A 25,534-nucleotide genomic window follows, 5' to 3' on the forward strand; every position below is an offset into this window, starting at 1 on the left:
CCTGATCGGAAACGCGCTACCGCGAGTGCGATCCGATGCATGACCGGGCGCCAGCGCCGGCACACGCCGCAAGGGGTGGAATCCTGCTCACCTTGTTGGGGCGCTAGCCGACAACGCCAGCGGCCGGCGATCCGCAAAACGACGGCCGGACAGCATGCAAGCCGCCTGTCCGGCCGGAACTCCAGCTGCTAGGCAGGTATCAGGACGGCGATACGATGCACGCCGACCTCTTTGCTTGTATTCGTCGCCTCGTCGGTCTTGCCCTTGGCGCAGGTGTACATGTCACCTGTCTTGAGCTTGAATTCCTTGTCTGCCTTCTTGATGGTGAACGCGCCGGAAGTGATCGTGCAGACCATGTCGTTGTCCATCACGGTTTGAGGCACGTGTGCTCCGGGCTGAAAGACTATGTCGACAATCGAGATGCTCTTGTAGGCGGGAATGTCGGCGTTGCCGGTGCCGACCTCAACCAGTCTGACACCGGGCGCAATCTCCTTGCCTTCTTTCGGGCCGTATTTCTTGGCCTTCGCGGATGCCGTCAGGGCAAAAAAAGGCGTCGCCGCGGCAGCCGTCATACCGAGGGCAATTGCAGACCTGCGATTCATGGTTTTCATCGCGTCCTCCCATTGGTTGGTCACGCACGAAGGTGCATGGCGATGATATATTAGCACAAACGCATTTACTTGTATGCGAAGAAGCGCCGAAGTCCATCTCGGCGGTAGAACTCCGGGCTTCCGGTTACGGCAAGTCAGTACGCCGCGACAATTTCACATGCCGCCGCCGCAGCCGTCGGACAGGTCCCAGACATCGACGATCTGCTTGCCGATGAAGCCGTGCTCGCGGATCAGGTATTTCGCCAGGCCGCCATACACTTTCCAGCGCCAGCATTGGCAGCAGCACGGACCCTTCTCCTCGGAATTTGCCATCGCATAGTCGTAGATCCGCTGTTCGGCGCTGGTAAGTGTCACATCGTAGTAAGGCATCATCTTCTGCGCGACGCCCGCCGGGATATCGTACGGATCGCTCGGGATCATCGCGATGTCGCGGTATCTGGCCAGGCCGTTCACCTGCTCGACATAGCGCTTCATTTCCATCGGGCTGCAGCACGAGCCCTTGATCCGCGAGGTGCTCGGCATGGTGGCGATCGACTCCGTAAATTTGGCCGAACATGTGCTGTTGCCGTTTTCGCTGAGGTCTTTGAAGCGGCTCGCCAGACCTGGATCCTCCGCGGCGATTGCCAATTCCGTATCCCTGAGGAAGCCAATAATCGCGGCGGTCCCAAAAATGCCGCCCAGAACCGTTCGTCGACTGGGGTGCGATATCTGGCTCATTTGGCGGACCTGGCCTGCTCGACCAGGCTCTTCATGGTCGCAAGATCGGTCGCGCCCGGGAAAATCTGGTCGCCGACGACGAAGCCCGCCATGATCGGCGCCACCTGGCGGCTGCGTTGCAATGGCCAGCATGAGGGAACGGGCCATTTTGCCGGAAACTCCGCCGAATTGCCCTGAATTATAGATCATAGGGTTCTCCTTCCTTCGGATGATGCTTCAGAAAAGGTTCTTTAATTTCGCCAGCCAGCCCTCTTGCTGTTCGTGATGCGGCCGCTCGATGCTATTGGTCAGCGCATTGACCAAGGTGACGAGATTGATCGGTGCGAAATCCAGGCCATGGAAATTCGCGCGCCAATGGCCCTCCTTGTCGATCACATGCGTGACGATGCCGTGCGCCTGAATGCCGTCGTCCGTTTTGGTGAATTTGTGGCCAAAAGCTTCCGCCAGCGTGCGGGTGGCGTCCTCCGGCTGGTCCTGGGGCGTGGTCAGGAACACCCAATTGACGGGATCGAGCCCATGCGTTGGCCCGTACTTTCGCATCACGTCTGGCGTGTCTCTCGTCGGATCTGTGGTGATGCTGACAAAGGTGACCTGGTCCTCCATCGGCGTGCCGTTCACCATTTTCTGGATCTCGGCGATCTTCTCGGCATGCAATGGACAAACGTCCGTGCACGATGTGTAGATGAAATGGAGGATAACAACCTTGCCACGCAGATCAGCCAGCCGCACCATGTGCCCGTCTGCGGTGCGCAGCGTGAAGTCGGGCGCGGGTTTGTCGATCTGCTGGAAATACTTTTCGTCGCCCTGAAGCGTGGTGTCGAGTTCTTCGAGCGAGTGCGCTTGCGCGCCGTGGACGAAACCCACGACCAGGGCAGCCACGGAAATCAGGCACCGCAGGAAATGCATCCATTCTTGGATACGGACTGGCATCAACTGTTGCCTTTCAGATCGGCGGGCACCGTTGTCGGACCATCGGTGACCTCGTCCGCTTTGGGGGAACCGTCTTCGGCCGGACAGGCGCGGCCTGTCATCTTGTGCATGCAGAGGCCAAGCGCGCACATTGCGACGCAGGGCAAAACGCTGAGAAGCAGCGGCGCGACGCCCGCCGCGACCAGCCAGCTCCAGTTGAATGCAAGGCCTGCGACGATCACGGCCGCCGCCAATGCGGGGAAGCCATGTCGGCCGCCGAGATAGTAGCGAATGGAGGCGAGGACATTGCGACCGAACGAGGCCTCCTTGGCTCGGATCAGTTCTGTAGTGGTCACAGTGAATTCCTTCTCAGTTGGCAGCGAAATAGCTGCGGATGAAGTCGGCCATGTCGGGAGCATCCCATTCAGCCGGACCAATCAGGCGGCCGACCTCCTTGCCTTGGCGATCGATCAGCAATGTCATGGGAAGGCCGGGGGCGCCGAGCGTGAACATCGCCTTGCCCGACGTGTCGATGTTGAGGGCGAGATGCTCGATGCCGATCTCGGCGAAGAACTTTTTCACCTTGTCCGGTCCGCCGCGATCCATCGACAGCGCGACGACCTCGAAGTCCGGCCCACCGAGTTTGGCCTGCAGCCTGTCGAGCGTCGGCATTTCCTTGCGGCAGGGAGCGCACCATGTCGCCCAGATGTTGAGCAGCACGATCTTGCCGGAAAAATCGGCGAGCGTTTTGGGTTGCCCATCGCCATCCTGGAACTGAATCTCCGGAAGCGGCTGCGGGCTCGCTTGAACGGCAAAATTCTGCGGCGGCTCGCCGGCCGTCGCAGATCCAGGCACCGCGAGCAGTGCGCCGAAGAGAGCGAGAGCGACCATCTTCATGGCTGTTGCTCCTTCGACTCGGGCCGAAGGTCCGCGCGGCCGCTTGGGATTTGCCGACCTGTCAGCGAGTATTTTCCGAGCGCCGCTACGCCGAGCAGCAGGAGCAACGGCACGAGAAACCCGGCAAAGGATCAACATCATGGCGAGCCAGGTTCGGGCAGGGCAATCCGACATATCGGCAGACATCGCGATTGCCTTTCAGTCCGTCGCGTAGACGGTGGGCGCCTTGCCGTCCTTGGTGAACGCGTAGACGATGAAGGGGCCGGCCTTCTCGCCACCCATCCCGGGAGCACCGGTCGGCATGCCGGCCAGCGTGATGCCGGTGATGGCGGGCCGCTCCGTCAGCAGTTTCTTGACGATATCGACCGGCACCAGGCCATCGACGACATAGCCGTCGACCATCAGCGTGTGGCAGCCTTCGAGGTCCGCCGGCACACCGGCGTCACTGCTGATCTGGGACAGATTGTTGACGGGCTTAATGTCGACCTTGAAACCGTTGTGTTCCAGATAGTTGGCATAGGATTCGCAGCAGCTGCATTGCGGGTTCTTGTACATCACCGCGTTGATGGTCGCCGCGACAGCTGGCAGCGGCATGGCGATTGCGACTGCAAAAGCGGCGAGAGAGTAAGTCAGTTTCATTGCAGTTCTCCTTGTTGTCTTGACGTTGTTGACGAGAAAATCAGGTCACTCGAAACACCGTCATGAGGCCGGCCATCTGGTGGTCGGCGACATGGCAGTGCAGCATCCAATCGCCGGGATTGTCGGCGACGAAGGCGCATTCGATCGTGTCCTTGGGAGCCAGCAGCACCGTGTCCTGCCATTGCCGGCGCGGCACCGTCGAACCATTGCGCGCAAGCACCAGCATGCTGAAGCCATGGACATGCATCGGATGCCACCAGGCAGTTTCGTTGCGCATTGTGAGATGACAGGTTGCGCCGCGGGGCAGGGTGAACTGCGGCGCCATGCCGACGTGGCCGTCACCGGTCATCGACATGCCGTTGATCGCCCAGGCAGCGCCACCCTTCATGCCGGGTGTCGCCATGCCCATCATGCCGCCGACGCCGGCGAGCTTGCCGCCACCCATCATGCCGCCTTGCAGGACGATCTCCTGGCGCTCGGTGCTTGCGAGATCGGGTTGCTGCAACGGGTTGCGCGGCAGGCCAAGCGGCGTACCGAGAGGATGGGCCCGCAGCGGCGATGCCCCGTCATAGGCAAGCGTGGTCAGCGTGTAGGCGAGGCCGTCGTAGAAGTCGTCGATCACCGTGTAATGCTTGCCTGGGTCGCCCTGCATATCGATCACGACATCGATGCGCATGGCAGGTGCCAGAACAAGACGGCCGTCCTCCGGTTCATGCGGATCACAGGGCTGGCCGTCGATCGCCACGACGACCGGGCGGTGGCCTTCGAAGCGCAGTGCCATGATGCGGGCAAGCGAGGCATTGGCCAGCCGCAGCCTGACGCGTTCGCCCGCCCTTACGCTCTGGTCGGCCGGCGCCGTGCCGTTGATGGTGACGACGTTGCCGACGCGGCCGGACATCGCCGCGTCCATCGCGCTGCCGAAGCCGGGCGCCATCTGACCGTCGTCGGCAAGCCGCCAGTCCTGCAGCAACCACAAGAGGTCGCGGTCGACGGTAACGGGTTCGGTCTCCTCGACAATGAGGGCGCCGGCGAGCCCGCGGCCGAGCTGTACAAGGCTGTTGGCATGCGGATGGTACCAGAAGGTGCCGGCGTCGGGCGGCGTGAATTCATAGACGAAATCTTCTCCCGGCTTGATCGGCGGCTGCGTCAGGCCAGGCACTCCGTCCATGGCGTTTTGCAGGCGGATGCCATGCCAATGGACCGTGGTTTCCTCGTCCAATGCGTTCTCGACAGTGATGCGAGCGGGTCGGCCCTGGCGCAGGCGCAGCATCGGGCCGGGGACCGTCCCGTCATACGCCCAGACAGGAGTAAGCGGACCGTCAGGGCTGGTGAAGCTGGCGTGGCCTGGCGCGATCCTGATACGGCGCTCATCGACGGCGGATGCTCTTGGCGTTGCGGGGTGCACGAGGGTGGCCGCAGCAACGCTCGCCGCCGCAAGGACAAACCTGCGGCGTGAAATGGAATGACTGGAATCGATACTCACTCTCAAGCCCTTTGCGATCTCGATCGACGGCGAGCCTCTCGACGTCGAATTGCTGTGTGCCTGCCGGTGCAAGCGCCAGCGGCAATCAAACGCCGGAAATCAGCCGCGGGATGGCTGAAACGGCGTCAGACGAGATCGGTGGATTTGGGAGGGAATGGGTCGGGCACGGAACTTCGCCCGTGAAGGAACGGGGTCGGCAGCGATGCCCGGGTCACAGTCATCACCGCGAACTCGAGCGGCAACACCGCGAGCACCAGCGCGATGCAGGTCGGCGGACAATGCATCGGTTTGCCGGTGTCGCCCGCGCCCTTGAGGCAGGCGTTGCAGTCGCCATTCATGGCGGTGTCGGCCATCTTGGCTATGCCGGTGTCGGCAGGCATGGTCATGCCGCTGCCAGTCGTCATCATCATCTTCGCCGACATGAGGCTTGCCTGAGCGGCAGACAGGCTGAATCCGGCGGTCAGGAATACCGCGAGCAGCATGACAAGGACATGTTTTGGCGACCGGCGTGCCATCATGCATCTAGGCTGGCCTCAAAAGACGGCATTTGCAAGTCGGATTCCAATGCTGCGACAATCCCGGCATCGCATCGTGCCTGAGAAGGAACCCTGCTGTTGCGGGCCTTCGGACTGCCGGTGATCCTGCTTACAAAGCCTGGCCGTGCCGCCAGCAGGCGATCCGGTGGCCGGCTGCGACCTGGCTGGCGGGTGGCTCTGCCGTTCTGCACTCGGGCAGGACCAGGGGGCAGCGGTCGGCGAAGGAGCATCCTGTGTTCGGGATGCCGGCGGCCTCGATCTCGACTGGAGCGGACGGCTTCGGCTCGGCCTCGTCGGAAGACGCCGCCAGAAGCAGTGCCGTATAGGGGTGGTTGGGGCCGCGAAAAATCTGGTCGGATGAGCCGGTCTCGACGAGGCGGCCGCGATAGAGTACGCCGATCCTGTCGGCCATGTAGCGCACCACCCTGAGGTCGTGGCTGATGAACAGATAGGTCGTGTCCTTGTCGCGCTGCAGGTCGTTGAGCAGGTTGAGAACGGTCGCCTGGACGGAGACGTCGAGCGCCGAGGTCGGTTCATCGAGCACGACGACCTTCGGCACGCCGGCAAAGGCCCGCGCGATCGCCGCCCTTTGCCGCTGGCCGCCGGACAGCGACCGCGATTTCTGCTCGGCCGTGGCGCAGGTGAGGCGAACCGATTGCAGCAGGTCGCTGATGCGTGCTCTCACTTCGCTTCGGCGCAGGCCGGCGAGCCGGCGCAGCGGACGGCCGAGGATCCGGCCGATCCGCTGGCGCGGGTTGAGCGTGCGATCCGGCGACTGGAAGACCATCTGCATGTCGCGGCGTTCGGCGAGGTTCCTCTTTTCGACGCGCGGCGCGACCGTCCTGCCGAACAGCTCGACTGATCCGGCGTCTGGCGTCTGCAGGCCGGTGACGATCCGTGCCAGGGTCGATTTGCCGGAACCGGATTCGCCGATCAGCCCGAAGGTCTCGCCCTGGCCGATGTCGAGATCGATCTCGTGCAGCACTGGCTGGCTGCCGAAAGAATGGCTGATGCCTTTGCAGGCGATCGCGATCCGGCGTTCTTTTGGCGGGCCGGCTTCTTCATCGAGGGTTGCCGGATGCGATGGCAGGCCGTCCGTCTCCGCCAGTCTTCCGTCCCGCTTGGTGTAGTTGAGCGCCGGGATGGAGGCGATGAGCGCCTTTGTGTAGGCATGAGAGGGGTTGTCGAAGACATCGCCGGCAGCACCGCTTTCGACCACGGCTCCCGACTGCATTACCGCCACCCGGTCGCAGGAGCGGCGGATCATGTGGATGTCGTGGCTGATCAGCAGGATGCTGGTTTTGTGATCCTTGCGCAGGTCGGAGAGGATGGCGATGATCTCGGACTGGATGCTGGCATCCAGCGCTGTCGTCGGCTCGTCCAGCACCAGCAGCGACGGGTCGAGCGCAATCGCAATGGCGATGTTGGCGCGCTGCTGCATGCCGCCGGACAATTCATGCGGATAGAGCCCCAGCACCCGCTCTGGATGGCTCACCCGGACTCGCCCGAGCAGTTCGGAAGCCCGCTCGCGCGCCTCGTCGCGGCGAACCGGGCGATGCCGCATGATCGTCTCGGTGATCTGCCGGCTGATCGTCATGCTTGGATTGAGGGCCGCGCCCGGATGCTGATAGACGGCGGCGATGTGGTTTCCCCTGAGCTGGCGCAGCTGCTCGGCGGAGAGGTCGCGGATTTCCCGGCCCTGGAATTCCAGCGCTGACGCAGCGAGGCGCGCGTTCTTCGGCAGATAGCGCAGAATGGCGAGCGCCACCGAGCTTTTCCCCGATCCCGACTCGCCGACCAGGCCGAGCGCTTCGCCTTCGCCGATGCGCAGCGACACGCCGCTGACGGCGGGGTGCGATCCGTTGCGCCCGTCATAGGCGATGGAAAGCTGGTCGACGTTCAGAACCGAGGAGGACATTGGGAGCTTGAAACCACTTTCTTCCAGCGCCGCGATCGATGGCAATCGCTTCCGCTTTCGCAATACATAATCTCTATAAAATTACTCGAATTAGGCTAGAGCGCAATCTACCTTTCATCGTTCAGGAGAGATTGTCGCCGCTTGCCGAGGCAGCGCGACGGTCTCCCGAGCAGATCTGGAAGGAGGCCGGCATGGCTCGAGACCACATGATCCTCAGCGCATTTTTCTTCAACCCGCAGGGCGATCATCGGATGTCGTGGCGCCACCCGCGGGCGCCGGGCCGAGAGGTGCTGGATTTCGAGTTCTACCGCGATCTCGTGCAGGCGGCCGAACGTGCCAGGATCGACACCATCTTCGTCGCCGACCACGTTTCGATCTGGGATTCGGTCAAGAGCGGCGTTGCCCACTATGCCAATGCCCGCCTCGAACCGCTGACGCTGCTGTCGGCGCTGGCTGGCGTGACCAAACATATCGGCCTGATCACCACGGCGTCGAGTTCCTACAGCGAGCCCTACAATGTGGCGCGCATGTTTGCCTCGCTCGACCATATCAGCAAGGGCAGGGCGTCGTGGAACGTCGTCACCTCGGCGATGGACGAGGAGGCGCGCAATTTCGGCCGTGACGGCAATATCGAACATGCGTTCCGCTATGAGCGCGCCGCCGAATTCCTCGATATCGTCAAGGCGCTGTGGGACAGCTGGGAAGACGAGGCGCTGCTGATCGACAAGGCGTCAGGCTATTTCGCCGACCCCGACAAGGTCCATCCCATCGACCACAAGGGCAAGCATTTCAAGGTGCGCGGGCCGCTCAACGTCTCGCGGCCGCCGCAGGGCCATCCGCTGATCGTCCAGGCAGGCTCGTCCGAGGACGGCAAGAATTTCGCCACCGCCCAGGCCGACGTGCATTTCGCCATCTTCAGCACCAGGGAAGACGGCATCAAGTACCGTCAGGACATCAACGAGCGTCTCGCCCGCCACGGCAGGCCGCCGGAAAGCTTCAAGATCCTGCCCGGCATCCTGCCGATCGTGGCGGCTTCCGAGGCGGAAGGCCGGGAAAAGCAGGAATATCTGCAGACCTTGCTGCCGGATCAGGTCGGCATCGATCTTTTGTCTAGCTGGAGCGGGCTGGACCTATCGGTGTTTCCGCCGGACGGGCCGCTGCCGCCGCTGCCGGACGAAAGCACCTTCAATGGCGGGCGCACGTCGCTCAACCGGGTCAAGCAGTGGGCGAAGCAGAATCTCAGCCTGCGTGAGATCGCCCGCAAGCTCGCCAACAGCGGTTCGGTGCCGACCGTCGCCGGCACGCCGGTACAGATCGCCGACCAGCTCGAAGACTGGTTCGTTTCGGGTGCCGCCGACGGCTTCAACCTGATGTTCCCGCTGCTGCCCGAGGACTGGGTGAATTTCGCCGAACAGGTGGTGCCGGAACTGCAGCGCCGTGGCGTCTTCCCGACCGAATACGCGCCGGGAACGCTGCGCGACCGCCTCGGCCTGGCGCGGCCCGCTAACCGCTTCGCCGAGCAGCGCGACAATGCGCGCGCCGTGTCCTGACCGGGAGAACGATCATGACTGTCGCCCCAAGATTGCAGCCGCGCGAAACGACCGCTCCGCAGCTCGTCAATGTCCTGCACAGCCCCAAGCGCGTGCGGGTCAAATTCGGCGGCCGCACCATCGCCGACAGCCGTAACGTGCTGGTGCTGCGCTCCAACCATTTCCTGCCGATCTATTTCTTCCCGCCGTCATCGGTCGACCCGTCGGTGCTGAAGCCTTCGCTGCATCGCGAACCGCATCCAGTCGGTGGCGAGACCGCCTATTGGGATATCGACAGCGGCGACAGGCGCAGTGCCAACGCGGCGTGGGCGTTCATCTCGCCGCCGGACGAAGCGCTGGCGCCGCTGGCAGGGCGCATCGCCTTCACCTGGAAAGCCGTCGACCAATGGTTCGAGGAGGAAGAGGAAGTCTTCGTCCACGCGCGAGACCCTTATGCGCGCATCGATGTGCTGCGAAGCACGAGCCATGTGCAGGTCTGGTTCGACGGCGAGCCGATCGCCGACAGCCATCGCCCGGTGCTGCTGTTCGAGACGCATCTGCCGACCCGCTTCTACCTGCCGGCGGAAGACATCCGGCTGGAGCGGCTGACGGCGTCCGTCACAACGACGCGATGTCCCTACAAGGGCATCGCCTCCTATTGGTCGGGCCTGCTGAGCGACGGCTCGGTGCGCCCGGATATCGCCTGGAGCTACCGCGACCCGATCGACGAAATGCCGAAGATCAAAGGCCTCATTGCCTTCTATCCGCAGGCCGTCGACCGCATCCATCTCGACGGCGAACCCGTCGCATAGCTTTTCAATCTTCATATCGGAGCAGGGGTTTAACATGACCAAACACAGAGATATCGACGCAGTTCGCAACCTGTCGGGGGACATCTGGAATGTCGCCGTCGACGAATATCAGGGCGGCTTTCTCAAGCGCCGCGATCTCCTGAAATATGCCGCACTGCTCGGCCTGACCGGCTTTGCCGCCTCGCAAGGGCTGGGAGGCGCGCGCGCCGCGGCCGCAGCAGGCGGCACGGTGCGTGTCGGGCTCGGCCAGCCGACCAAGGCGATCGATCCGGTTTCGGTGACCGATCCGGCCAGCATCGGGGTGATCAGCCAGGTCGGCGAATATCTGATCCTCGACGACCCAAAGGACGGTCTGCAGCCGAAGCTCGCTCTGTCCTGGGAGGCCGACGAGACGGCCAGCCGCTGGACCTTCAAATTGCGGCAAGGGGTGAAATTCCACGACGGCCGCGCGGTCACCGCCAAAGACGTGGTGGCGAGCTTCGAGCGGCTGGTCGATCCGGCCAGCGGCTCGTCTGCCTTGTCGGCCTACAAGGGCATCCTGTCCAAGGGCGGCGCCAAGCTGGTCGACGACGAAACCGTGGCCTTCGACCTCGACGGTCCGAACAGCAACTTCCCCTTCTATGTCTCTTCCGACGTCTACAATGCCGTCATCCTGCCGGCCGACTATGCCGGCGATTTCGAGAAGACTTTCAACGGCACCGGCCCGTTCAAGCTCGAATCCTTCCGTCCCAAGCAGGGCGCCAGCTTCGTGCGCAATGAGGATTACTGGGGCGACAAGGCGCTGCCCGACCGGGTCGAGATCAAGTTCTTCGACGACGAGCAGGCGCAGGTGCTGGCGCTGCAGGCCGGCCAGCTCGACGTCATCCCGAGCACGACACGTCTGGAACTGGCGATCGAGGGCAATCCCAATTTCAAGCTGCTGAGCGTGCAGGCAAGCTCGCATGACCAGGTGCATCTGCGCACCGACCAGGCGCCGTTCACCGACAAGCGCATCCGCCGCGCGCTGGCGCTCACCATCGACCGTGAGGCGGTGGTCAAGGGCCTGCTCAAGGGCCGCGCCATCGTCGGCAATGACACGCCGTTCGCGCCGATCTTCCCATCTGCCGATCCGTCGGTGCCGCAGCGCAAGCAGGACATTGCGGAGGCCAAGCGGCTGCTCGGCGAGGCGGGCGTGCCCAACGGCTTCGAGGTGACGCTGACCACCGAGCGCGCCTATGACATTCCCGATTATGCGGTGATCATCCAGAACTTCGCCAAAAAAGCCGGCATCGACGTCAAGCTCAATGTCTTGCCACAAGACGCCTATTACGGCTCGGCGACCTTCGGCAGTTCGCCCTGGCTGGATTCGGTGCTCGGCATCACCGACTACGGCCATCGCGGCACGCCCGACATCTTCCTCAACGCCACGCTGAAGAGTTCGGGAGCCTGGAACGCGGCGCATTTCAACAACCCGGCCTATGATGCGCTGTTGCTCGATTACTCCAAGGCACGCGACCTCAATGCCCAGCGCCTCGTTGCCGGCAAGATCCAGACCTTGCTCCTCGACGAGACGCCGGCGATCATCAGCTACTTCTCGCAATACAGCCGGATTGTCAGCTCGAAGGTCGAGGGCGTTCGCTTCACCGCAATCTCGCATCTTCTGCTCGACCGCGTTTCCTTCGTCCAGGCATGATCGCGACATGCTGACCGGCCGCATTCTCTCAGCGCGTGTGGGCACACTTGTCCTCACGCTGTGGCTGGTCAGCATCCTGGTGTTTTTTGCCGGGCAGGTTCTGCCCGGCGATGTCGGCCGCGTGATGCTCGGCCCGTTTGCCGACGCGCAAGCGGTGGCGGAACTGAACAAGCGGCTGGGCGCCGACCAGCCGGTTCTCGTCCAGTATTGGCTTTGGTTCAGTAAGGCCGTGACCGGTGACTTCGGCACCTCGCTGTCGATGCGCGGACCGGTGGCGCCGTTCGTGCTCGAAAGCCTCAAGCGCTCCGCGGCCCTTGCCGGCATTATTCTGATTTTTCTCATTCCGCTCGGCGTTGGTGCCGGCGTCGTTGCCGGTCTCAATGCCGGCCGCCTGATCGACCGGCTGATCGTGATGGCGGGCGTTTCCTTCGGCATTGTGCCGGATTTCGTTTCCGGCCTGATGCTGCTCATCGTTTTCGGCCTGTGGCTGAACTGGTTCCCGATCTCCGGCGTTGCGCCCGATGGCGCCGGCTTCTGGACGCATGGCTATTATCTGATCCTGCCGGCGTTGCCGCTGGTGCTCAATCTTGCCGGCTACATCGCCCGGATGACGCGGGCAGGGGTGATCGAGGCGATCGCCGCCGACTACACACGCACCGCCGTCCTGAAGGGACTCGAGCGGCGCGAAATTATCTTTCGGCATGTGCTGCGCAATGCGCTGACGCCGACCATCGCGGTGCTGGCGACACAGACCGGATACATGCTTGGCGGGCTGGTGGTGATCGAGGCGCTGTTCGGCATCCAGGGGCTTGGCAATCTGGTTCTGAACGCGGCCAAGGCACGCGATTTTCCGATGCTCGAGGCCGGCGTGCTGGTGATGGCGGCCATCTTCGTGCTGTCGGCGGCGGCGGGCGACCTCGTGCTGGCGTTGCTCGACCCGCGGCAGCGCCGTCGGACCGCTCCATGACGGATCTGACGGAATTTCCTGCGCTGCGGCGCGCTGTAGTTGGTTTGCCAGCGGTGCGCAGGATCGGCAGTGCTTTCTCCGGACTGCCCCCATCGGTCGTGATCGGAACGCTGCTGCTGCTGTTCTGGGTCGCCTGCGCGCTGTTCGGTAATCGCTTCGTTCCCTGCGATCCCTATGCCGAGGATTTTCTGGCGACGCTGACGCCGCCCGATGCCTCGCATTGGTTCGGGACCGACCAGCTCGGGCGCGACGTGCTGTCCCGCATCGTGGTTGGATCGCGCGACATCCTGCTGGTTGCGCCGTTGGCGACGCTGGCAGGCGTTGCCGCCGGCAGCATCATCGGCCTGGTGCTCGGCTATTTCGATGGCCTCACCGATGCCATCGGTGCGCGGCTGCTCGATACGCTGATGGCGTTTCCGTTCATCGTTCTCGTCACCATGACGCTGGTGGCGATCGGCCCATCGAACCTCACCGTCATCCTGGTGATCGGCATCGCCTATGCGCCGCTGGTGGCGCGCACCGTTCGCGCCGCCGTGCGCGAGCAGAAAGAGCGCGACTATGTCAGCGCTGCCCGGCTTGGCGGCGAAGGCCCGCTCGCCATCATGTTCCTGGAAATCCTGCCCAACATAAGGGAAACGATCCTGATCGAGCTCGTCACAAGGCTGGGCTACGCGTTCTTTTCGATCGCGACGCTGAGCTTTCTCGGCCTCGGCATCCAGCCGCCATCGGCCGACTGGGGACTGGCGGTCGCCGATGGCTACGGCTTCCTGACCGGCGGCAAATGGTGGGTGGTCGTGTTCAATTCCGCGGCTATCGTCTCGCTGGTCATGGCGACCAACCTGATCGCACAAGGCATCGGCGCCTTCGAGAATAGCGATGCATGAGCCTTGATCGGGCGCGTCGAAAAATCTCTTTTGCATTGAAGCCTGGCGCGCATCCTTATATCGCATGGCTATGAAGAAAATCGGTTTCCTCTCGTTCGGGCACTGGACGCCCTCGTCGCAATCGCAAGTGCGCTCGGCTTCGGACGCGCTTTTGCAATCCATCGACCTCGCCGTCGCCGCCGAGCAGCTCGGCGCGGACGGGGCGTATTTCCGCGTGCATCATTTCGCCCGCCAGCTCGCTTCGCCGTTCCCGCTGCTGGCGGCAGTCGGAGCCAAGACCAGCCGCATCGAGATCGGCACCGCCGTCATCGACATGCGCTACGAAAATCCGCTTTACATGGCCGAGGATGCGGGCGCTGCCGACATCATCGCCGGCGGCCGCCTGCAGCTCGGCATCAGCCGCGGCTCGCCCGAGCAGGTGATCGATGGCTGGCGCCATTTCGGCTACGCGCCGCCGGAAGGCAAAAGCGACGCCGACATGGCGCGGCATCACGCCGAGGTCTTCCTCGAGACGCTGCGCGGCGAGGGGTTCGCCCAGCCCAATCCACGGCCGATGTTCCCCAATCCGCCTGGCTTGCTGCGCCTCGAGCCGCACTCAGAGGGCCTGCGCGAGCGGATCTGGTGGGGCGCGGCCACCAACGCCACGTCGGAATGGGCGGCGAAGCTCGGCATGAACCTGCAGAGCTCGACGCTCAAATTCGACGAGAGCGGCAAGCCGTTCCATATCCAGCAGGCGGAGCAGATCCGCATCTATCGCGAAGCCTGGAAGGCTGCCGGTCACAGTCGCGAACCGCGCGTCTCGGTCAGCCGCAGCATCTTCGCGCTGGTCGACGATCGCGACCGCGCCTATTTCGGGCGCGGCGATGAGAGCCGCGACCAGATCGGCTTCATCGAAGAGAACACCAGGGCGATCTTCGGGCGCAGCTACGCCGCTGAGCCGGATGTGCTGATCAAGGAATTGGCGCAGGATGAGGCGATCGCCGAGGCCGACACGCTGCTGCTCACCGTGCCCAACCAGCTCGGCGTCGCCTATAACGCGCATGTCATCGAGGCGATCCTGACCCATGTTGCGCCGGCGCTGGGCTGGCGCTGACATCGGATCGATCAAGACGGATCATTGCAGGGAGGTGCAGCATGGCGAAGAAGGCTTTGATCGCCTGGGGTGGTTGGGAAGGCCACACACCGGAGCAGAGCGCGAAGATCGTTCGCAAGCTGCTTGAGCGGAACGGGTTCGACGTCACGCTGGGCCAGGGCACCGCGATGTTCGCCGATCCGGCGCTTGCTTCCTTCGATCTCATCGTACCCGTGATCACGATGTCGGCGATCGAGAAAGCCGAATTGCAGAACCTGATGCTTGCCGTTCGCGGGGGAAGCGGGCTCGGTGGCTTTCATGGCACGATGGGCGACAGTTTCCGCAACGAGCCCGACTATCAGTTCATGACCGGCGGCCAATGGGTCGCGCATCCCGGCGACATCATCGACTACACGGTCGCGATCACCAGGTCGGATGACCCGATCACATCAGGCATCGGTGATTTCGTCTACCGGTCGGAGCAGTACTACATGCATGTCGATCCGAGCAACGAGGTGCTCGCGACGACCATTTTCACCGACGCGCATTTCCCGGGAATAGGTGGCGTCGTCATGCCGGTCGTCTGGAAACGTCGCTATGGAGCTGGAAAGGTTTTTTACAGCGCTCTGGGACACAATGCCGACGAGTTCGCGGTCCCGGAAATGGCCTTGATCGTCGAGCGGGGTCTTATCTGGGCCGCCCGATAGATCAGCGGAAATGAGGACATGAGCATGACGGTCTCGGTGACAGATTTGCCTCTGCACACGCCCATCGACGGCCGGCACCGCAAGATGCTGATCGATGGCGCCTGGTGCGATGCACTGAGCGGCCGGACCTTCCAGACGCGCAATCCCGCCACGGGCGCGGTGATCGGCACCGTGCCGCTCTCCGATTCCGGCGATATCGACCTCGCGGTTGCGGCTGCCCGGCGCGCCTTCGACGGGCCGTGGAGCCGGTTCAAGCCCTATGAGCGCCAGGTGCTGCTGCTCAAGATCGCCGACCTGATGGAGCGCCATTGGGAGGAGATCGCGCGTTCGGACACCACGGATATGGGCATGCCCATCGTGCGCACGCTCGCCAACAAGAACCGCGTGCTTGGCATGCTGCGCTTCTATGCCGGCATGGCGACATCGATCCATGGCCACACGATCGGCAATTCGCTGCCGGGCGAGATCATCTCCTACACGCGCAAGGAACCGGTCGGCGTCGTCGGCGCGATCATTCCGTGGAATGCGCCGACCGCCGCATCGATCTGGAAGATCGGCCCGGCGCTGGCGACCGGCTGCACCATCGTGCTGAAGCCTTCCGAGGAAGCGCCGCTGACGCCGCTGCTGATCGGCGCGCTGATGATGGAGGCCGGCGTGCCGCCCGGCGTCGTCAACGTCGTCACCGGCACGGGTGCCGAAGCCGGCGCGCCGCTCGCCGCCCATTTGGATGTCGACAAGATTGTCTTCACCGGCTCGACAGTGACCGGCCAGGGCATCCTGCGCGCCTCGGCCGGCAACATGAAGCGCGTCTCGCTGGAGCTTGGCGGCAAGTCGCCGGTCATCGTCTGCGCCGATGCCGATCTCGAGCGCGCCGTGCCGATCGCGGCGATGTCGGTGTTCGCCAATTCCGGCCAGATCTGCATCGCCGGCTCGCGGCTGTTCGTTGAGCGGCCGATCCATGATGAATTCGTCGAGCGGGTCTCGGCCTATGCGGCAAAACTCAGGATCGGCGACGGCGCCGACCCCGAGACCGAGATCGGGCCACTGATTTCGGTCAAGCAGCTCGAACGCGTCATCGGCTTCATCATGGACGGCACTAGGCAAGGCGCACGGCTGGTCACCGGCGGCAACCGGATTACCGAAGGTGCGCTTGGAGCGGGCAACTTCATCACGCCCAGCGTCTTTTCCGGCGTCACCGATGACATGCGCATCGCCCGCGAAGAGATCTTTGGCCCGGTCATCTCAGCGTTGCCGTTCGACACGCTGCACGAGGTGGTCCGGCGCGGCAATGACACGCCCTATGGGTTGGGCGCCGGCGTGTTCACCCGCGACCTCGGCAAGGCGCACCAGCTGGCCAACCGCCTGCGCGCCGGCTCGGTCTGGGTCAACACCTACCACGCCATCGACCCGGCCGTGCCCTTCGGCGGCTACAAGATGAGCGGCTACGGACGCGAAGGCGGGGCGGAGCACCTCGATGAATATCTTAATACCAAGGGCGTGTGGATAAGGACGGATTGAGAGGGGCCGTCTGGCGGCGTTTTGCGATGGAATGATCGAAAGACGGAGAAAATCATGGATTCCAGGGAAAGCTGGTCGTCATCCGAAAAGAAGATCGCGCGCCGCGCCTTCGACGCGGCACTTGAGGTGGCGCTGGCAAGGACGATGGCCGAATTCAAGAGCAAGGCCAACGCCGCGACAGCCGCCGCCGACATGTGGGAGGTCGAAGACTATTTGCGTGAGCGGCGCCGCGAGATCGACCGGATGTTCGACTACCGCTATTCCCAGCTTCTGTATGTCTTCGCGGGTCTTATTTGGGCAGGCTATCTCGACGAAGGCCAGCTTGCCGGTCTGTCGCAGCATAAGCGGGACGCCATTCGCCGGGATATTGCTTTTGCCGAGAGCCGATGAGTCTCAAGGGCGTAGTAAGGAGCGAAGCGACGCGGCGCAGGGCGGCAAAACTGGTGCTCTATGGCGCCCCCCCTCTGTCCTGCCGGACATCTCCCCCACGAGGGGGGAGATTGGCCGTCACCGCGGTCTTTGCCAATCTTCTACCTAGCGGGGAGAGAGCCGGCATCGAAATTGCCAATCTCCCCACCCGTGGGGGAGATGTCCGGCAGGACAGAGGGGGGCGCGAAGGAACTCGACGTGGATGCTGAGTTTCTTCCCCGCTCATTCGATGCCGCCGGTGACCACATAAGCGCCGGCGCTACGCCCATCTTCCAACAGCACCACGGCCGTCACGATCGACCCATACGAGCCGCGCCAGACGCTGTGTAGCCGCCGATGCTCGGCGGCCGGGACGAGGGCATGCCCGCTGAAGCGTGTCCCGCTTCGCCGCAGCGCGACCGCCTCGCCATTGACGTGTACCTTCACGCTGACCGTTTCAGGGACGTCACTAGGCAGGTCGAGCGTGACGACGATCTCGTCCTGATCGCCGGAAGGCCGCGTCTCGGCGGCGAGCGTTATTGTGAGTGAAGGCGCCTTGCTGCTCCCTGCGTCGGGGCGGCCCGCAAACACATCGTCGACCAATTCTGGCGTACGCGGCGGGCGGGTGCGGCGCTGACCGGACTGTTCGTAGTCGCCGGCCATGCGTAGCAGCCTTTGATCATCATAGGCCTTGCCGGCGAAGGTCAGGCCGACCGGCATGCCGATGTCGGCCATGGTTCCCATCGGCACGGTGACGGTCGGGATGCCGAAATGGCGCCAGACCAGATTGCCGTTGGCGACCCAGGTTCCGTTGCGCCAGGCCAACGCGGCGGATGCCTCGTCGACATCGGCATCGGCCGGTCCGACATCGGCGGCGGCGGGCAACACCACGGCGTCGATGTCCAGCGCGTCCAGCCAGTCCTCGAAATCGATCCGCCTCGTCGCCTCCAGTCCCTTCAGGCCCTCTTCGAGCGTCGGAATGTCCGCGAAGGGCGTGACGCCGGCCCGCGCTCGCTCGACATACTCGGCCAGGTCAAAGCCGCCTTCGTAACGGTCGGGTAGTGTGCCCGGCGGCTGCGGGAAGATTTTTGGGCCGTCGACCGAGGCGAGATTAGGCAGGGCCGGGTCGGCGTTGGCGCGCAAAAAGTCGTCCCAGCCCCAGATGCAGAGATCCCAGAGTTCGCGGTCGGCGAACTCTTCTGGTACCAGCCCGCGCTCGACCATGGTGCGCGCGCCGGGGCGGTCGCGCTCGTAGTTGGAAACGACGGGAAAATCGACCTCCACCACTTCGGCGCCAAGCCGCCTCAGGTCGGCCGCGGCCTGTTCCCACAGGGTAAGCACCGAGGCGCGGGTTTCGATCGGCGCATCGGCGTCGCTGTCGCGGCCGATATACATTCTGGGCACGCCGAGCCGGATGCCTTTCAACGATCCCGCCAGTGCGAGACCGGTATAGCGTGACGGCCGCGCGTCGGAACTTTTCGGCAGGGTAACCCAGGGCTGCGCGCGCCAGAAATCGCCTCTCGTCTCGGGATCGTCGGCGACGATCACGTCGAGCAGTTCGAGCATGTCGGGCACGCTGCGCGTGTGCGGCACCACGACATCCATGGTCGGCACCAGGGGCCAGTTGCCGCGCACCGAAATGACGCCGCGCGACGGCGTGTAGGCGACCAGCGCGTTGTTGGTGGCCGGCGCGCGGCCGGATGACCACGTCTCCTCGCCAAGCCCGAAGGCGCAGAAGCTGGCGGCAGTTGCCGTGCCAGAGCCATTCGATGAGCCCGACGCGAAGGCGGCGGTCAGGTAGTCGGCATTGTAGGGGCTCTCGGCGCGACCATAGACGCCGCGTTGCATGCCGCCATTGGCCATCGGCGGCATGTTGGTCAGGCCGATCAGCACGGCGCCGCCGGCGCGCAGCCGGGCGATGGTGAAGGCATCCTCATTGGCAATGAGATGCTCGAAGGCCGGCGAGCCGGCGGCCACCGTCAGGCCGGATACCTTGTAGCTGTCTTTGGCGGTGTAGGGGATGCCGTCGAGCGGCCCGAGCACGGCGCCGTTGCGTCGCCGCTGGTCGGAGGCGGCCGCCTCCTCGAACATCGCTGGATTGAGCACCGGGACGGCGTTGAGAGCTATGCCATGCCGGTCGAAATGCGCGATGCGCCTGAGATACGCCCCGACCAGTTCGACGCTGGTGACAGTGCTGTCATCGAGCGCGCGGCGCAATTGGCCGATCGTCGCTTCGACGAGATGGAGGCTGGCATTGATCATCACTGGTCCCACATTTCCACGCGCCATGGATGAGCGAGGCCGTCAGCTTCGGCAAGAGCCTATCGCGGTCTTCTCTGGAACTTTTGTCCGGCTGGCGATGTTGGGTGTAAGGTGCGATTCCGAAATGGCCAGGAGGGTGCTGCCGATGACCACGAAATGCGTTGCTATCCTAGCTCTCGCTGTGGCAACGAGCTCAAGCCTCTGTGCCCCTGCCTTCGCTGGCGACCGGCATTACGACCGCCGAGCCCACTCCGAACGCTACGTTCCCGCCGAAGGCGATCTCATCGACATCCTGTTCGGCGGCCCGCGTTACTACGATCAGCAGCTGTTCACGACGGCGGCTGGCGCCTGTTCCTACCATCGCGTCGGACCCGACGCGAATGCGTTGAACAAGATCAACGATCATCACTGCGGGAAGTAAGGCAGTAGGCAGTAGGCTACGCCTCAACGCTGGCCGCTATCCTTCATCCGCTCGATGATCTCGGCCATCAGCGCCAGGTCGCGGCGTGAATCGGCGAGGTCGGTCAGCGGCTTCGTGCCTTCGGTGATGTGGCAGTAGAAGATCTCGAGTTCTTTTGAGAAAGCATCGCCATAGAGCGGCCCGAAGGTTTTCGTCACTGGGCCGAGCGGGCCGGCATCGGTGACCTCCAGCCGGGTCGGCAGGCTGCGGATATAGGGCGTGTCGTAGATGATGCGCACGCGCCGGGTGTTCGAGCGCACCTCGATCATAGCGTCGAACAGGCCGAGATCGTCGACGACGGCGTCATAGAGGCAAGCGAAATGGCCGTAGTCGAAGGTGACGCTGGTGTTGGCGCCGCCATTGGTGCGATGCGCGGCCAGCACGCGCGCCGGCTCGCCGATCAGCCCGCGCATCGCCGAAATGTGGTGCGAGGAGAGCGCGGTCAGCCCGCGATAGGCTCGCACCAGATCGGCCGGCGCGTCGGCGCCCACCACTTCGCGGATCAGCGCGTCGCGTTCGCTTGCGCCACGCGCCAGCAGGGCAGGATCGATGTCCTGGGGATAAAGGATTTTCTGGCTCTTCTTGAGAAAGTGCCGGCCTTCCGAGATCAGGTCGAAGATGCGGACATGGGTGATGTCGGCGAAGACGGGCAGCTCGTCCCTGGCCGCCAGATAGGCCGGCGCGTAGCGGCGCATGTAGCCGACGAAGAGGGTCTTGTCGTAGCCCGGCGTCAACGCCAGCAGATCGTCGATCTCGCGCACCGTCAGGCAAGCGGGTTTCTCCAGCAGGATGTGCTTGTTGGCCTTCATGGCCGCCCGAACGAAGCGGCTGTGAGTGTCGTCGGATGACAGCACGAACACCGCGTCGATGTCGGGCGAAGCGATCAGTGCCTCTGCCGTCTCGAAGGCTTTTGCCGTCGGATGTTGCGACGTGCACAGCGACACCAGGCTTGGCGATACGTCGTACACGCCCGCGATCACCCAGCGGTCGCGCTGATCGCTCAGCACCGACAGATGAATCGACTGCGCGACCTCTCCAAGCCCGACAAGCCCGACACGAATTGGTGCCACTCGCAAACTCCCTTTGATTTCAAGTCTGGGCTGGCCAGGACGGCTAGCCTTTGTTTCTCGGCTGGACGGCTATGCAGCGCCGGTAACCAGCGCGACCAACTCGTTGCCGGTGGTTTCGGAAGCCCGCACGGTTGCCGCCATCTTTCCCGCTCGCATCACCCAGATCTGGTCGGACAGACGGCGGACCTGATCGAAATTGTGGCTGACCAGGATGACGCTGACGGATTGTTCGCGCAGGCGCCGGATCAGCGCCTCGACATTGGCCGTCTCCTGGACGCCGAGGGCTGCCGTCGGTTCATCCATCACCACCAGCCTGGCGCCGGAGCCGACGGCGCGGCAGATCGAGATCGCCTGCCGCTGGCCGCCCGACAGGCGCCGCACCCGCTGGTTGATCGACGGCACGTTGATCGACAGGCGCGACAGCATGGAGCGGGCCTCGCGCTTCATCGCCTTGCGGTCGAGGAACGCGAAGGGGCCGATGCGGCGCACGATCTCGCGGTTGAGGAACAGGTTCTGGGCGACCGTCAGTTCGTCGATCAGCGCCAGGTTCTGATGCACGGTCTCGATGCCGGCCTTGCGCGCCTCGTCGGGGTTGGCAAAGGGCCTCGCCCGGCCGTCGAAGAACAGATTGCCGGCGTCCGGCTGATGCACGCCGACCAGGCTGCGGATCAGCGTCGACTTGCCGGCGCCATTGTCGCCGATGACGGCGGTGACCTCGCCACGACGGGCCTGGAAGGCGACGTCGGTGAAGGCGCGGATGCCGCCGAAATGCTTGCTCAGCCCTTCGCAGGCGATGATCGCCTCAGTGGCGAGGATGTGATGGGGTGCGCTCATTTCTGATACCGCATGATCAGCGCCGCCAGCACCACGATGGCGCCCACGGCAAGCGGTTGGTAGAAGGCCGACACGTTGAGCAAGGTGAGGCCGTTGACCAGCGCGGTCAGCATCAGCGCTCCGATCACGGGGCCCAGAATGCTGGCGCGGCCGCCGAACAGGCTGACGCCGCCCAGCACCACCGCCGCCACCGAATTCAAGAGCAGGCTGGTATTGATCAGCGGTTCGGCCGAGCCGATGCGGGCGACCAGAAGAATTGCCGCGATGCCGGCGCAGAAGCCGGAAATCGTGTAGGCGGCGACCTTGACCCGATCGGTGCGGATGCCGAGCGCGCCGGCACTTTCGGCCTGACCGCCGGTCGCCAGCAGATGCACCCCGAAGCGTGTGTGATAGAGCGCGATATGCGCGACGACGACGGCCGCGATCGCCACCCAGACCGGATAGCCGAACGGTCCGAACGAGCCGGAGGCGAGCCTGAGCAGGAAGGTCGAGCCGATCATGGTCGGTTCGCCGCCCGACAGTATGAGGCCGAGGCCGGTGATGGCTGACAGCGTGCCGAGCGTCACCACGAAGTCCGGGATCTTGCCTGCGGTGATGATCAGGCCGTTGAGGAAGCCGACGGCGCTGGTAGCGAGAACCGCAAGCACGCAGGCAATGAAGATGCCATAGCCGCCGGCGTTGACGAGACCGAGGATGATGGCGCCGAGCATGACGGCGGCAGCCAGCGACAGGTCGATGCCTGAGGTGGCGATGACGAAGGTCTGGCCGATCGACAGCACGACCAGGATCGCCGCCGCCAGCAGCAGCGCCTGCAGATTGGCGACGCTGAGAAAGACCGGCTGGGCGAGGCCGAAGACGATGACGAGGCCGATCAGGCCGACGACGGATGCCCAGTCGGCCCAGAAGGAGGGATCGAGGAGGAGAGCCGCCAGGGAGGGACGGCTCTCCTCCGCACCCGCCGAATGGGCGGCGGGTGCGTTGTCTGCAGGTGTACTCACTTCAACATCTCGCGGAAGGGATCGGGATAGTCACCGCCGGGGCGCGGAAAGTTCGTCAGCGACGCTTCGGCGTTGTCCTTGTTGATCAACAGCACCGGCGCGGGCACGTTGGCGGGCAGTTCCTTGCCCTTGGCCGCTACCGCACAGGCTTCGACGCCCATGGCCCCGACGACATAGGGGTATTGCGCGACGGTGGCGGAGAGTTCGCCGGCGGCGATCGATTTCAGCGCGTCGACGATGCCGTCGAGGCCGATCACCTTGACGTCCTTGCCCGAGGCCTGCACGGCGCGTTCGACGCCCAGCGCCATGATATCGTTGGCGGCGAAGAACCCGGCGAGATCGGGGTGTGCTGCGAGGATGTCGGTGGCGGCGGTCAGCGCCTTCTCGCGATCCCAGTCGGCGCTGACCATCACCACGACTTCGAGCTTGCCTTCGACGGCCTGCTTGAAACCCTTGATGCGGGCGTTGGAGCCGACATCGCCGACGATGCCGGCGACCAGCGCGACCTTGGCACCCTTCGGCACCAGCTTCAGCATTTCCTCGCCAGCCAGCGCGCCGGCGGCGACATTGTCGGTGCCGATATAGGTCGAGACGGCAAAGCCGGCGGCCTTGGCCTGCTCGGGATCGATGGTGCTGTCGATGTTGACGATCGGCTTTTTCTTTTGCGCGACCGGCACCAGCGCCTGGACGAGGTTGGAGACGCTGATCGGGTTGACCAGATAACAATCGAAGTCCTGCATGGCCAAGGCGGTCAGGCGGTCGGCCTGGCCGGTGGCGTCACCCATATTGGCGGCGGCCTGGACGGTGACATTGACGCCATTCGCCTTTGCCTGCTCCTCGATGCCCTTCTGCATGGTCTGGAAGAATGGGTTGTCGAGGCCTTTGACGATGGCCGCGACTTTTGCCGCGTCCTCGGCGCGAGCGGGCGCTGAGACGACCGTTGCAAGCATGCCTGCACCAAGCAGGCTCGTGCCGAGTTTGAGGCAATTGAACACACGCATGGTTTTTCCTCCTCCTGATTGTTCGATGTGCTGCACCACTGCAATGCCCGACGGCGCGTAAGCGACCCGGCGCTTGGCGCGACGATCCGCCCACAGGTTGCTGCCCGCCCTGCGATGTGCGGGTCGCAGCCCCGGTTCGGGCGCTTTTTGGTGTCAGGCATTGCTCCTCCCAGAGCGCCGGCCGATGCCATGCCAGCATTGCCGCATGTTTCAGAAAAAATTGACATGCGTCAAGATTTAAAATGGTGCGTAACGATTTTGGCGATGCGGCCGTACGGCGTGACCGGCTTGCCGGCATTCGCTACAACCAAGACGCGAAAAAAATATCGCGGACGGAACCTTTTAGAAGTATCGGCATTGGTCGCTACTTTTGTGCAGGGGAAGGTTTGGGATGGAGCGTTTCGAAATCCTGGAAGAGCCAACAGGCACATTCTCGATTTTCGACACATTCACGGAATTGCCGGTAACGGTCGAATCTCGGTGGTTTCTCGCTGCTGCCGTCATTGTCGATGCTGAACGACTGGCGGCCGACGAAGACGATCGGCCGCTTTCAGATGACCTGCTGGCGTGAGCAAAGCCAACCGAGATCGCATCAAAAAATCATACCGTAAGGGAAATGGCGCTCTGTCGTCCAAAGCGACGGTGAGGCATGGGGAACAAGGGGAGGTTGTAGGTGTTGGGAGGTGAAACAATGTCTGATCAGGACGACCTGATCCGAGCGGCCATCGGACGGCTGCTCGCCGAGAAGACAGGTGCCGCCGTCATATCGATGAGCGAGAGCATTGCAGAGCTTCTGACGCTGACCGATGCCGCGCTGGACGAAAGACTGCAAGACCTGTTGCTGGAAATGGCCGAAGTCCGCGGCATGATGGTCGCTCTCGATATTTAGCCGGCCGACCGGTCGTGCACTTGGCATCTGCGAATTTCTGGATCGCATTGCGTCGAGCAAGTGGGAAAAGCCGTCAAAACAAGGCGGGCGGCGAGAAGGAAGAAAATGGTGCACTGTCGCCGTAATTCTTGCCCAATGTGACGGATGGCTCGCCGCTTTAACCCTGCTCGATCAGCGTCCGCGCCGCATCTTTGCCTGCCGCGAGGATGCGATCGGACAATTCCGTTCCTTTCATAGCGCGGGCCATTTGAAGCGCACCGATGAGCGTCGCAAAGACAGCAAGCGCCACGCGTTCCGGGTCCTTGGCCTGCGGAAATGCCTCGGCCAATTGGTGCGCCAAAGCCAGCAAGCGGTCGGTATAGACTTCGCGCGTTTCAAGTGGCTGACGCGCGAGTTCCGGCAGCAGCGCGGCTGACGCGCAGCCCTTTTCCGGGTTGTCCCGATGCTCGGCCGACAGATACGCCTCTATGGCCATCTCCGGACCACCCGAGGCCAATGCTTCCGCCAGCTGCTGCGCCTGAAGCTCCATGGCTGCCGCGATGCTTTCGCGGACAAGCTCCGCCTTGGATTGAAAGTGCGGATAGAAGGCGCCGTTCGTCAGCCCGGCGTCGCTCATGATGGTTGCCAGCCCGGACGCGGCTATGCCGTCACCGCGAAAACGGTCGGCGGCGACCTCCATGATCCGGCTGCGTGACGCGTCTTTCCGGCCCTTTTCGTAACGCATGGCTGCCATTCCTTTCT

At 63.6% G+C, this 25,534-nt stretch carries 27 protein-coding genes; 12 read left to right on the forward strand and 15 right to left on the reverse strand.

Going from position 1 to position 25,534, the window contains the following annotated elements:
- Positions 1-188 precede the first annotated feature (188 nt).
- The 9 genes from NKI38_RS08870 to NKI38_RS08910 form a co-directional block, all read right to left on the reverse strand.
- Positions 189-635 carry a hypothetical protein gene (locus NKI38_RS08870; protein WP_352656514.1) on the reverse strand — a complete coding sequence of 149 codons (447 nt, stop codon included), beginning with the start codon at positions 633-635 and terminating at the stop codon, positions 189-191.
- A 129-nt stretch (positions 636-764) separates the two neighbouring features.
- Positions 765-1,328 carry a hypothetical protein gene (locus NKI38_RS08875; RefSeq protein ID WP_352656516.1) on the reverse strand — a complete coding sequence of 188 codons (564 nt, stop codon included), beginning with the start codon at positions 1,326-1,328 and terminating at the stop codon, positions 765-767.
- A gap of 216 nt (positions 1,329-1,544) precedes the next feature.
- Positions 1,545-2,258: an SCO family protein gene (locus NKI38_RS08880; RefSeq protein WP_352656517.1), complete on the reverse strand. Its 714-nt coding sequence runs from the start codon at positions 2,256-2,258 to the stop codon at positions 1,545-1,547.
- A complete protein-coding gene (locus NKI38_RS08885; protein ID WP_352656519.1) occupies positions 2,258-2,593 on the reverse strand; it encodes a hypothetical protein in 336 nt (111 codons plus the stop codon). Before NKI38_RS08885 ends, NKI38_RS08880 begins: the two co-directional genes overlap by 1 nt.
- A 13-nt stretch (positions 2,594-2,606) precedes the next feature.
- Complete coding sequence (locus tag NKI38_RS08890) at positions 2,607-3,134, reverse strand: TlpA family protein disulfide reductase (protein WP_352656521.1); 528 nt, start codon at positions 3,132-3,134, stop codon at positions 2,607-2,609.
- A gap of 198 nt (positions 3,135-3,332) precedes the next feature.
- Positions 3,333-3,773 (reverse strand): DUF411 domain-containing protein, encoded by a 441-nt coding sequence (locus tag NKI38_RS08895; RefSeq protein ID WP_127294807.1) that lies wholly within the window; start codon positions 3,771-3,773, stop codon positions 3,333-3,335.
- Between the two features lie 40 nt (positions 3,774-3,813).
- Positions 3,814-5,256, reverse strand: coding sequence for a multicopper oxidase family protein (locus tag NKI38_RS08900; RefSeq protein WP_352656523.1), 1,443 nt, complete (start codon positions 5,254-5,256; stop codon positions 3,814-3,816).
- A 125-nt stretch (positions 5,257-5,381) separates the two neighbouring features.
- Positions 5,382-5,678 (reverse strand): hypothetical protein, encoded by a 297-nt coding sequence (locus NKI38_RS08905; protein WP_352656525.1) that lies wholly within the window; start codon positions 5,676-5,678, stop codon positions 5,382-5,384.
- Positions 5,679-5,901: 223 nt separating this feature from the next.
- Complete coding sequence (locus NKI38_RS08910; protein ID WP_352656527.1) at positions 5,902-7,710, reverse strand: dipeptide ABC transporter ATP-binding protein; 1,809 nt, start codon at positions 7,708-7,710, stop codon at positions 5,902-5,904.
- A gap of 191 nt (positions 7,711-7,901) precedes the next feature.
- Between NKI38_RS08910 and NKI38_RS08915 the strand changes: the two genes are divergently transcribed.
- The 9 genes from NKI38_RS08915 (at position 7,902) to frp (ending at position 17,261) form a co-directional block, all read left to right on the forward strand.
- Positions 7,902-9,260, forward strand: a complete 1,359-nt coding sequence (locus NKI38_RS08915) for an LLM class flavin-dependent oxidoreductase (RefSeq protein ID WP_352656529.1) — start codon at positions 7,902-7,904, stop codon at positions 9,258-9,260.
- A gap of 14 nt (positions 9,261-9,274) precedes the next feature.
- The gene (locus NKI38_RS08920; RefSeq protein WP_352656531.1) at positions 9,275-10,051 is read left to right on the forward strand and encodes a DUF427 domain-containing protein; all 777 of its coding nucleotides are present in this window, start codon (positions 9,275-9,277) and stop codon (positions 10,049-10,051) included.
- A 34-nt stretch (positions 10,052-10,085) separates the two neighbouring features.
- Entirely contained in the window at positions 10,086-11,723 is a 1,638-nt protein-coding gene (locus NKI38_RS08925) for an ABC transporter substrate-binding protein (protein ID WP_352656533.1), read from the forward strand.
- Positions 11,724-11,730: 7 nt separating this feature from the next.
- The gene (locus NKI38_RS08930) at positions 11,731-12,690 is read left to right on the forward strand and encodes an ABC transporter permease (protein WP_352656534.1); all 960 of its coding nucleotides are present in this window, start codon (positions 11,731-11,733) and stop codon (positions 12,688-12,690) included.
- Positions 12,687-13,574 carry an ABC transporter permease gene (locus NKI38_RS08935; protein ID WP_352656536.1) on the forward strand — a complete coding sequence of 296 codons (888 nt, stop codon included), beginning with the start codon at positions 12,687-12,689 and terminating at the stop codon, positions 13,572-13,574. The genes NKI38_RS08930 and NKI38_RS08935 overlap by 4 nt, the downstream gene beginning before the upstream one ends.
- A 70-nt stretch (positions 13,575-13,644) precedes the next feature.
- Positions 13,645-14,667: an LLM class flavin-dependent oxidoreductase gene (locus tag NKI38_RS08940; RefSeq protein ID WP_352656725.1), complete on the forward strand. Its 1,023-nt coding sequence runs from the start codon at positions 13,645-13,647 to the stop codon at positions 14,665-14,667.
- Positions 14,668-14,708: 41 nt separating this feature from the next.
- Complete coding sequence (locus NKI38_RS08945; protein ID WP_352656538.1) at positions 14,709-15,353, forward strand: ThuA domain-containing protein; 645 nt, start codon at positions 14,709-14,711, stop codon at positions 15,351-15,353.
- A gap of 24 nt (positions 15,354-15,377) precedes the next feature.
- Positions 15,378-16,871, forward strand: a complete 1,494-nt coding sequence (locus NKI38_RS08950) for an aldehyde dehydrogenase family protein (protein WP_502899280.1) — start codon at positions 15,378-15,380, stop codon at positions 16,869-16,871.
- A 54-nt stretch (positions 16,872-16,925) separates the two neighbouring features.
- Entirely contained in the window at positions 16,926-17,261 is a 336-nt protein-coding gene (gene frp, locus NKI38_RS08955) for a fluorescence recovery protein (RefSeq protein WP_352656540.1), read from the forward strand.
- 261 nt (positions 17,262-17,522) lie between these two features.
- On the opposite strand, the gene NKI38_RS08960 is transcribed toward frp, so the two are convergent.
- The gene (locus NKI38_RS08960) at positions 17,523-19,541 is read right to left on the reverse strand and encodes an amidase (protein ID WP_352656542.1); all 2,019 of its coding nucleotides are present in this window, start codon (positions 19,539-19,541) and stop codon (positions 17,523-17,525) included.
- A 145-nt stretch (positions 19,542-19,686) separates the two neighbouring features.
- Here NKI38_RS08960 and NKI38_RS08965 point away from each other — a divergent pair, with 145 nt between their 5' ends.
- A complete protein-coding gene (locus tag NKI38_RS08965) occupies positions 19,687-19,962 on the forward strand; it encodes a hypothetical protein (RefSeq protein ID WP_352656543.1) in 276 nt (91 codons plus the stop codon).
- A 23-nt stretch (positions 19,963-19,985) separates the two neighbouring features.
- On the opposite strand, the gene NKI38_RS08970 is transcribed toward NKI38_RS08965, so the two are convergent.
- The 4 genes from NKI38_RS08970 to NKI38_RS08985 form a co-directional block, all read right to left on the reverse strand.
- Positions 19,986-21,071 (reverse strand): Gfo/Idh/MocA family protein, encoded by a 1,086-nt coding sequence (locus NKI38_RS08970; protein ID WP_352656545.1) that lies wholly within the window; start codon positions 21,069-21,071, stop codon positions 19,986-19,988.
- A 69-nt stretch (positions 21,072-21,140) separates the two neighbouring features.
- A complete protein-coding gene (locus tag NKI38_RS08975; protein ID WP_352628948.1) occupies positions 21,141-21,905 on the reverse strand; it encodes an ATP-binding cassette domain-containing protein in 765 nt (254 codons plus the stop codon).
- Positions 21,902-22,903 carry an ABC transporter permease gene (locus NKI38_RS08980; RefSeq protein ID WP_352656547.1) on the reverse strand — a complete coding sequence of 334 codons (1,002 nt, stop codon included), beginning with the start codon at positions 22,901-22,903 and terminating at the stop codon, positions 21,902-21,904. The genes NKI38_RS08975 and NKI38_RS08980 overlap by 4 nt, the downstream gene beginning before the upstream one ends.
- Positions 22,900-23,904 (reverse strand): sugar ABC transporter substrate-binding protein, encoded by a 1,005-nt coding sequence (locus NKI38_RS08985; RefSeq protein ID WP_352656549.1) that lies wholly within the window; start codon positions 23,902-23,904, stop codon positions 22,900-22,902. Before NKI38_RS08985 ends, NKI38_RS08980 begins: the two co-directional genes overlap by 4 nt.
- A gap of 391 nt (positions 23,905-24,295) precedes the next feature.
- On the opposite strand from NKI38_RS08985, the gene NKI38_RS08990 reads away from it, so the two are divergent.
- Positions 24,296-24,475, forward strand: coding sequence for a hypothetical protein (locus NKI38_RS08990; RefSeq protein WP_352656551.1), 180 nt, complete (start codon positions 24,296-24,298; stop codon positions 24,473-24,475).
- Between the two features lie 120 nt (positions 24,476-24,595).
- Positions 24,596-24,793 carry a hypothetical protein gene (locus NKI38_RS08995; protein ID WP_352628940.1) on the forward strand — a complete coding sequence of 66 codons (198 nt, stop codon included), beginning with the start codon at positions 24,596-24,598 and terminating at the stop codon, positions 24,791-24,793.
- Positions 24,794-24,950: 157 nt separating this feature from the next.
- On the opposite strand, the gene NKI38_RS09000 is transcribed toward NKI38_RS08995, so the two are convergent.
- Positions 24,951-25,517, reverse strand: coding sequence for a TetR/AcrR family transcriptional regulator (locus NKI38_RS09000; RefSeq protein ID WP_352656553.1), 567 nt, complete (start codon positions 25,515-25,517; stop codon positions 24,951-24,953).
- Positions 25,518-25,534 lie beyond the last annotated feature (17 nt).

Source organism: Mesorhizobium sp. M0621, from assembly GCF_040320745.1.
Taxonomy (GTDB): Bacteria; Pseudomonadota; Alphaproteobacteria; order Rhizobiales; family Rhizobiaceae; genus Mesorhizobium.

What these genes read in the sequence shown, in the direction of transcription:
- NKI38_RS08985 (WP_352656549.1), bottom strand. Translation starts at nt 23,904, where the DNA reads ATGCGTGTGTTCAATTGCCTCAAACTCGGCACGAGCCTGCTTGGTGCA.
- NKI38_RS08975 (WP_352628948.1), bottom strand. Translation starts at nt 21,905, where the DNA reads ATGAGCGCACCCCATCACATCCTCGCCACTGAGGCGATCATCGCCTGC.
- NKI38_RS08990 (WP_352656551.1), top strand. Translation starts at nt 24,296, where the DNA reads ATGGAGCGTTTCGAAATCCTGGAAGAGCCAACAGGCACATTCTCGATT.
- frp (WP_352656540.1), top strand. Translation starts at nt 16,926, where the DNA reads ATGGATTCCAGGGAAAGCTGGTCGTCATCCGAAAAGAAGATCGCGCGC.
- NKI38_RS08945 (WP_352656538.1), top strand. Translation starts at nt 14,709, where the DNA reads ATGGCGAAGAAGGCTTTGATCGCCTGGGGTGGTTGGGAAGGCCACACA.
- NKI38_RS08905 (WP_352656525.1), bottom strand. Translation starts at nt 5,678, where the DNA reads ATGTCGGCGAAGATGATGATGACGACTGGCAGCGGCATGACCATGCCT.
- NKI38_RS08960 (WP_352656542.1), bottom strand. Translation starts at nt 19,541, where the DNA reads ATGATCAATGCCAGCCTCCATCTCGTCGAAGCGACGATCGGCCAATTG.
- NKI38_RS08925 (WP_352656533.1), top strand. Translation starts at nt 10,086, where the DNA reads ATGACCAAACACAGAGATATCGACGCAGTTCGCAACCTGTCGGGGGAC.
- NKI38_RS08875 (WP_352656516.1), bottom strand. Translation starts at nt 1,328, where the DNA reads ATGAGCCAGATATCGCACCCCAGTCGACGAACGGTTCTGGGCGGCATT.
- NKI38_RS08930 (WP_352656534.1), top strand. Translation starts at nt 11,731, where the DNA reads ATGCTGACCGGCCGCATTCTCTCAGCGCGTGTGGGCACACTTGTCCTC.
- NKI38_RS08880 (WP_352656517.1), bottom strand. Translation starts at nt 2,258, where the DNA reads ATGCCAGTCCGTATCCAAGAATGGATGCATTTCCTGCGGTGCCTGATT.
- NKI38_RS08940 (WP_352656725.1), top strand. Translation starts at nt 13,645, where the DNA reads ATGAAGAAAATCGGTTTCCTCTCGTTCGGGCACTGGACGCCCTCGTCG.
- NKI38_RS08995 (WP_352628940.1), top strand. Translation starts at nt 24,596, where the DNA reads ATGTCTGATCAGGACGACCTGATCCGAGCGGCCATCGGACGGCTGCTC.
- NKI38_RS08890 (WP_352656521.1), bottom strand. Translation starts at nt 3,134, where the DNA reads ATGAAGATGGTCGCTCTCGCTCTCTTCGGCGCACTGCTCGCGGTGCCT.
- NKI38_RS08965 (WP_352656543.1), top strand. Translation starts at nt 19,687, where the DNA reads ATGACCACGAAATGCGTTGCTATCCTAGCTCTCGCTGTGGCAACGAGC.
- NKI38_RS08935 (WP_352656536.1), top strand. Translation starts at nt 12,687, where the DNA reads ATGACGGATCTGACGGAATTTCCTGCGCTGCGGCGCGCTGTAGTTGGT.
- NKI38_RS08910 (WP_352656527.1), bottom strand. Translation starts at nt 7,710, where the DNA reads ATGTCCTCCTCGGTTCTGAACGTCGACCAGCTTTCCATCGCCTATGAC.
- NKI38_RS08895 (WP_127294807.1), bottom strand. Translation starts at nt 3,773, where the DNA reads ATGAAACTGACTTACTCTCTCGCCGCTTTTGCAGTCGCAATCGCCATG.
- NKI38_RS08920 (WP_352656531.1), top strand. Translation starts at nt 9,275, where the DNA reads ATGACTGTCGCCCCAAGATTGCAGCCGCGCGAAACGACCGCTCCGCAG.
- NKI38_RS08950 (WP_502899280.1), top strand. Translation starts at nt 15,378, where the DNA reads ATGACGGTCTCGGTGACAGATTTGCCTCTGCACACGCCCATCGACGGC.
- NKI38_RS08915 (WP_352656529.1), top strand. Translation starts at nt 7,902, where the DNA reads ATGGCTCGAGACCACATGATCCTCAGCGCATTTTTCTTCAACCCGCAG.
- NKI38_RS09000 (WP_352656553.1), bottom strand. Translation starts at nt 25,517, where the DNA reads ATGCGTTACGAAAAGGGCCGGAAAGACGCGTCACGCAGCCGGATCATG.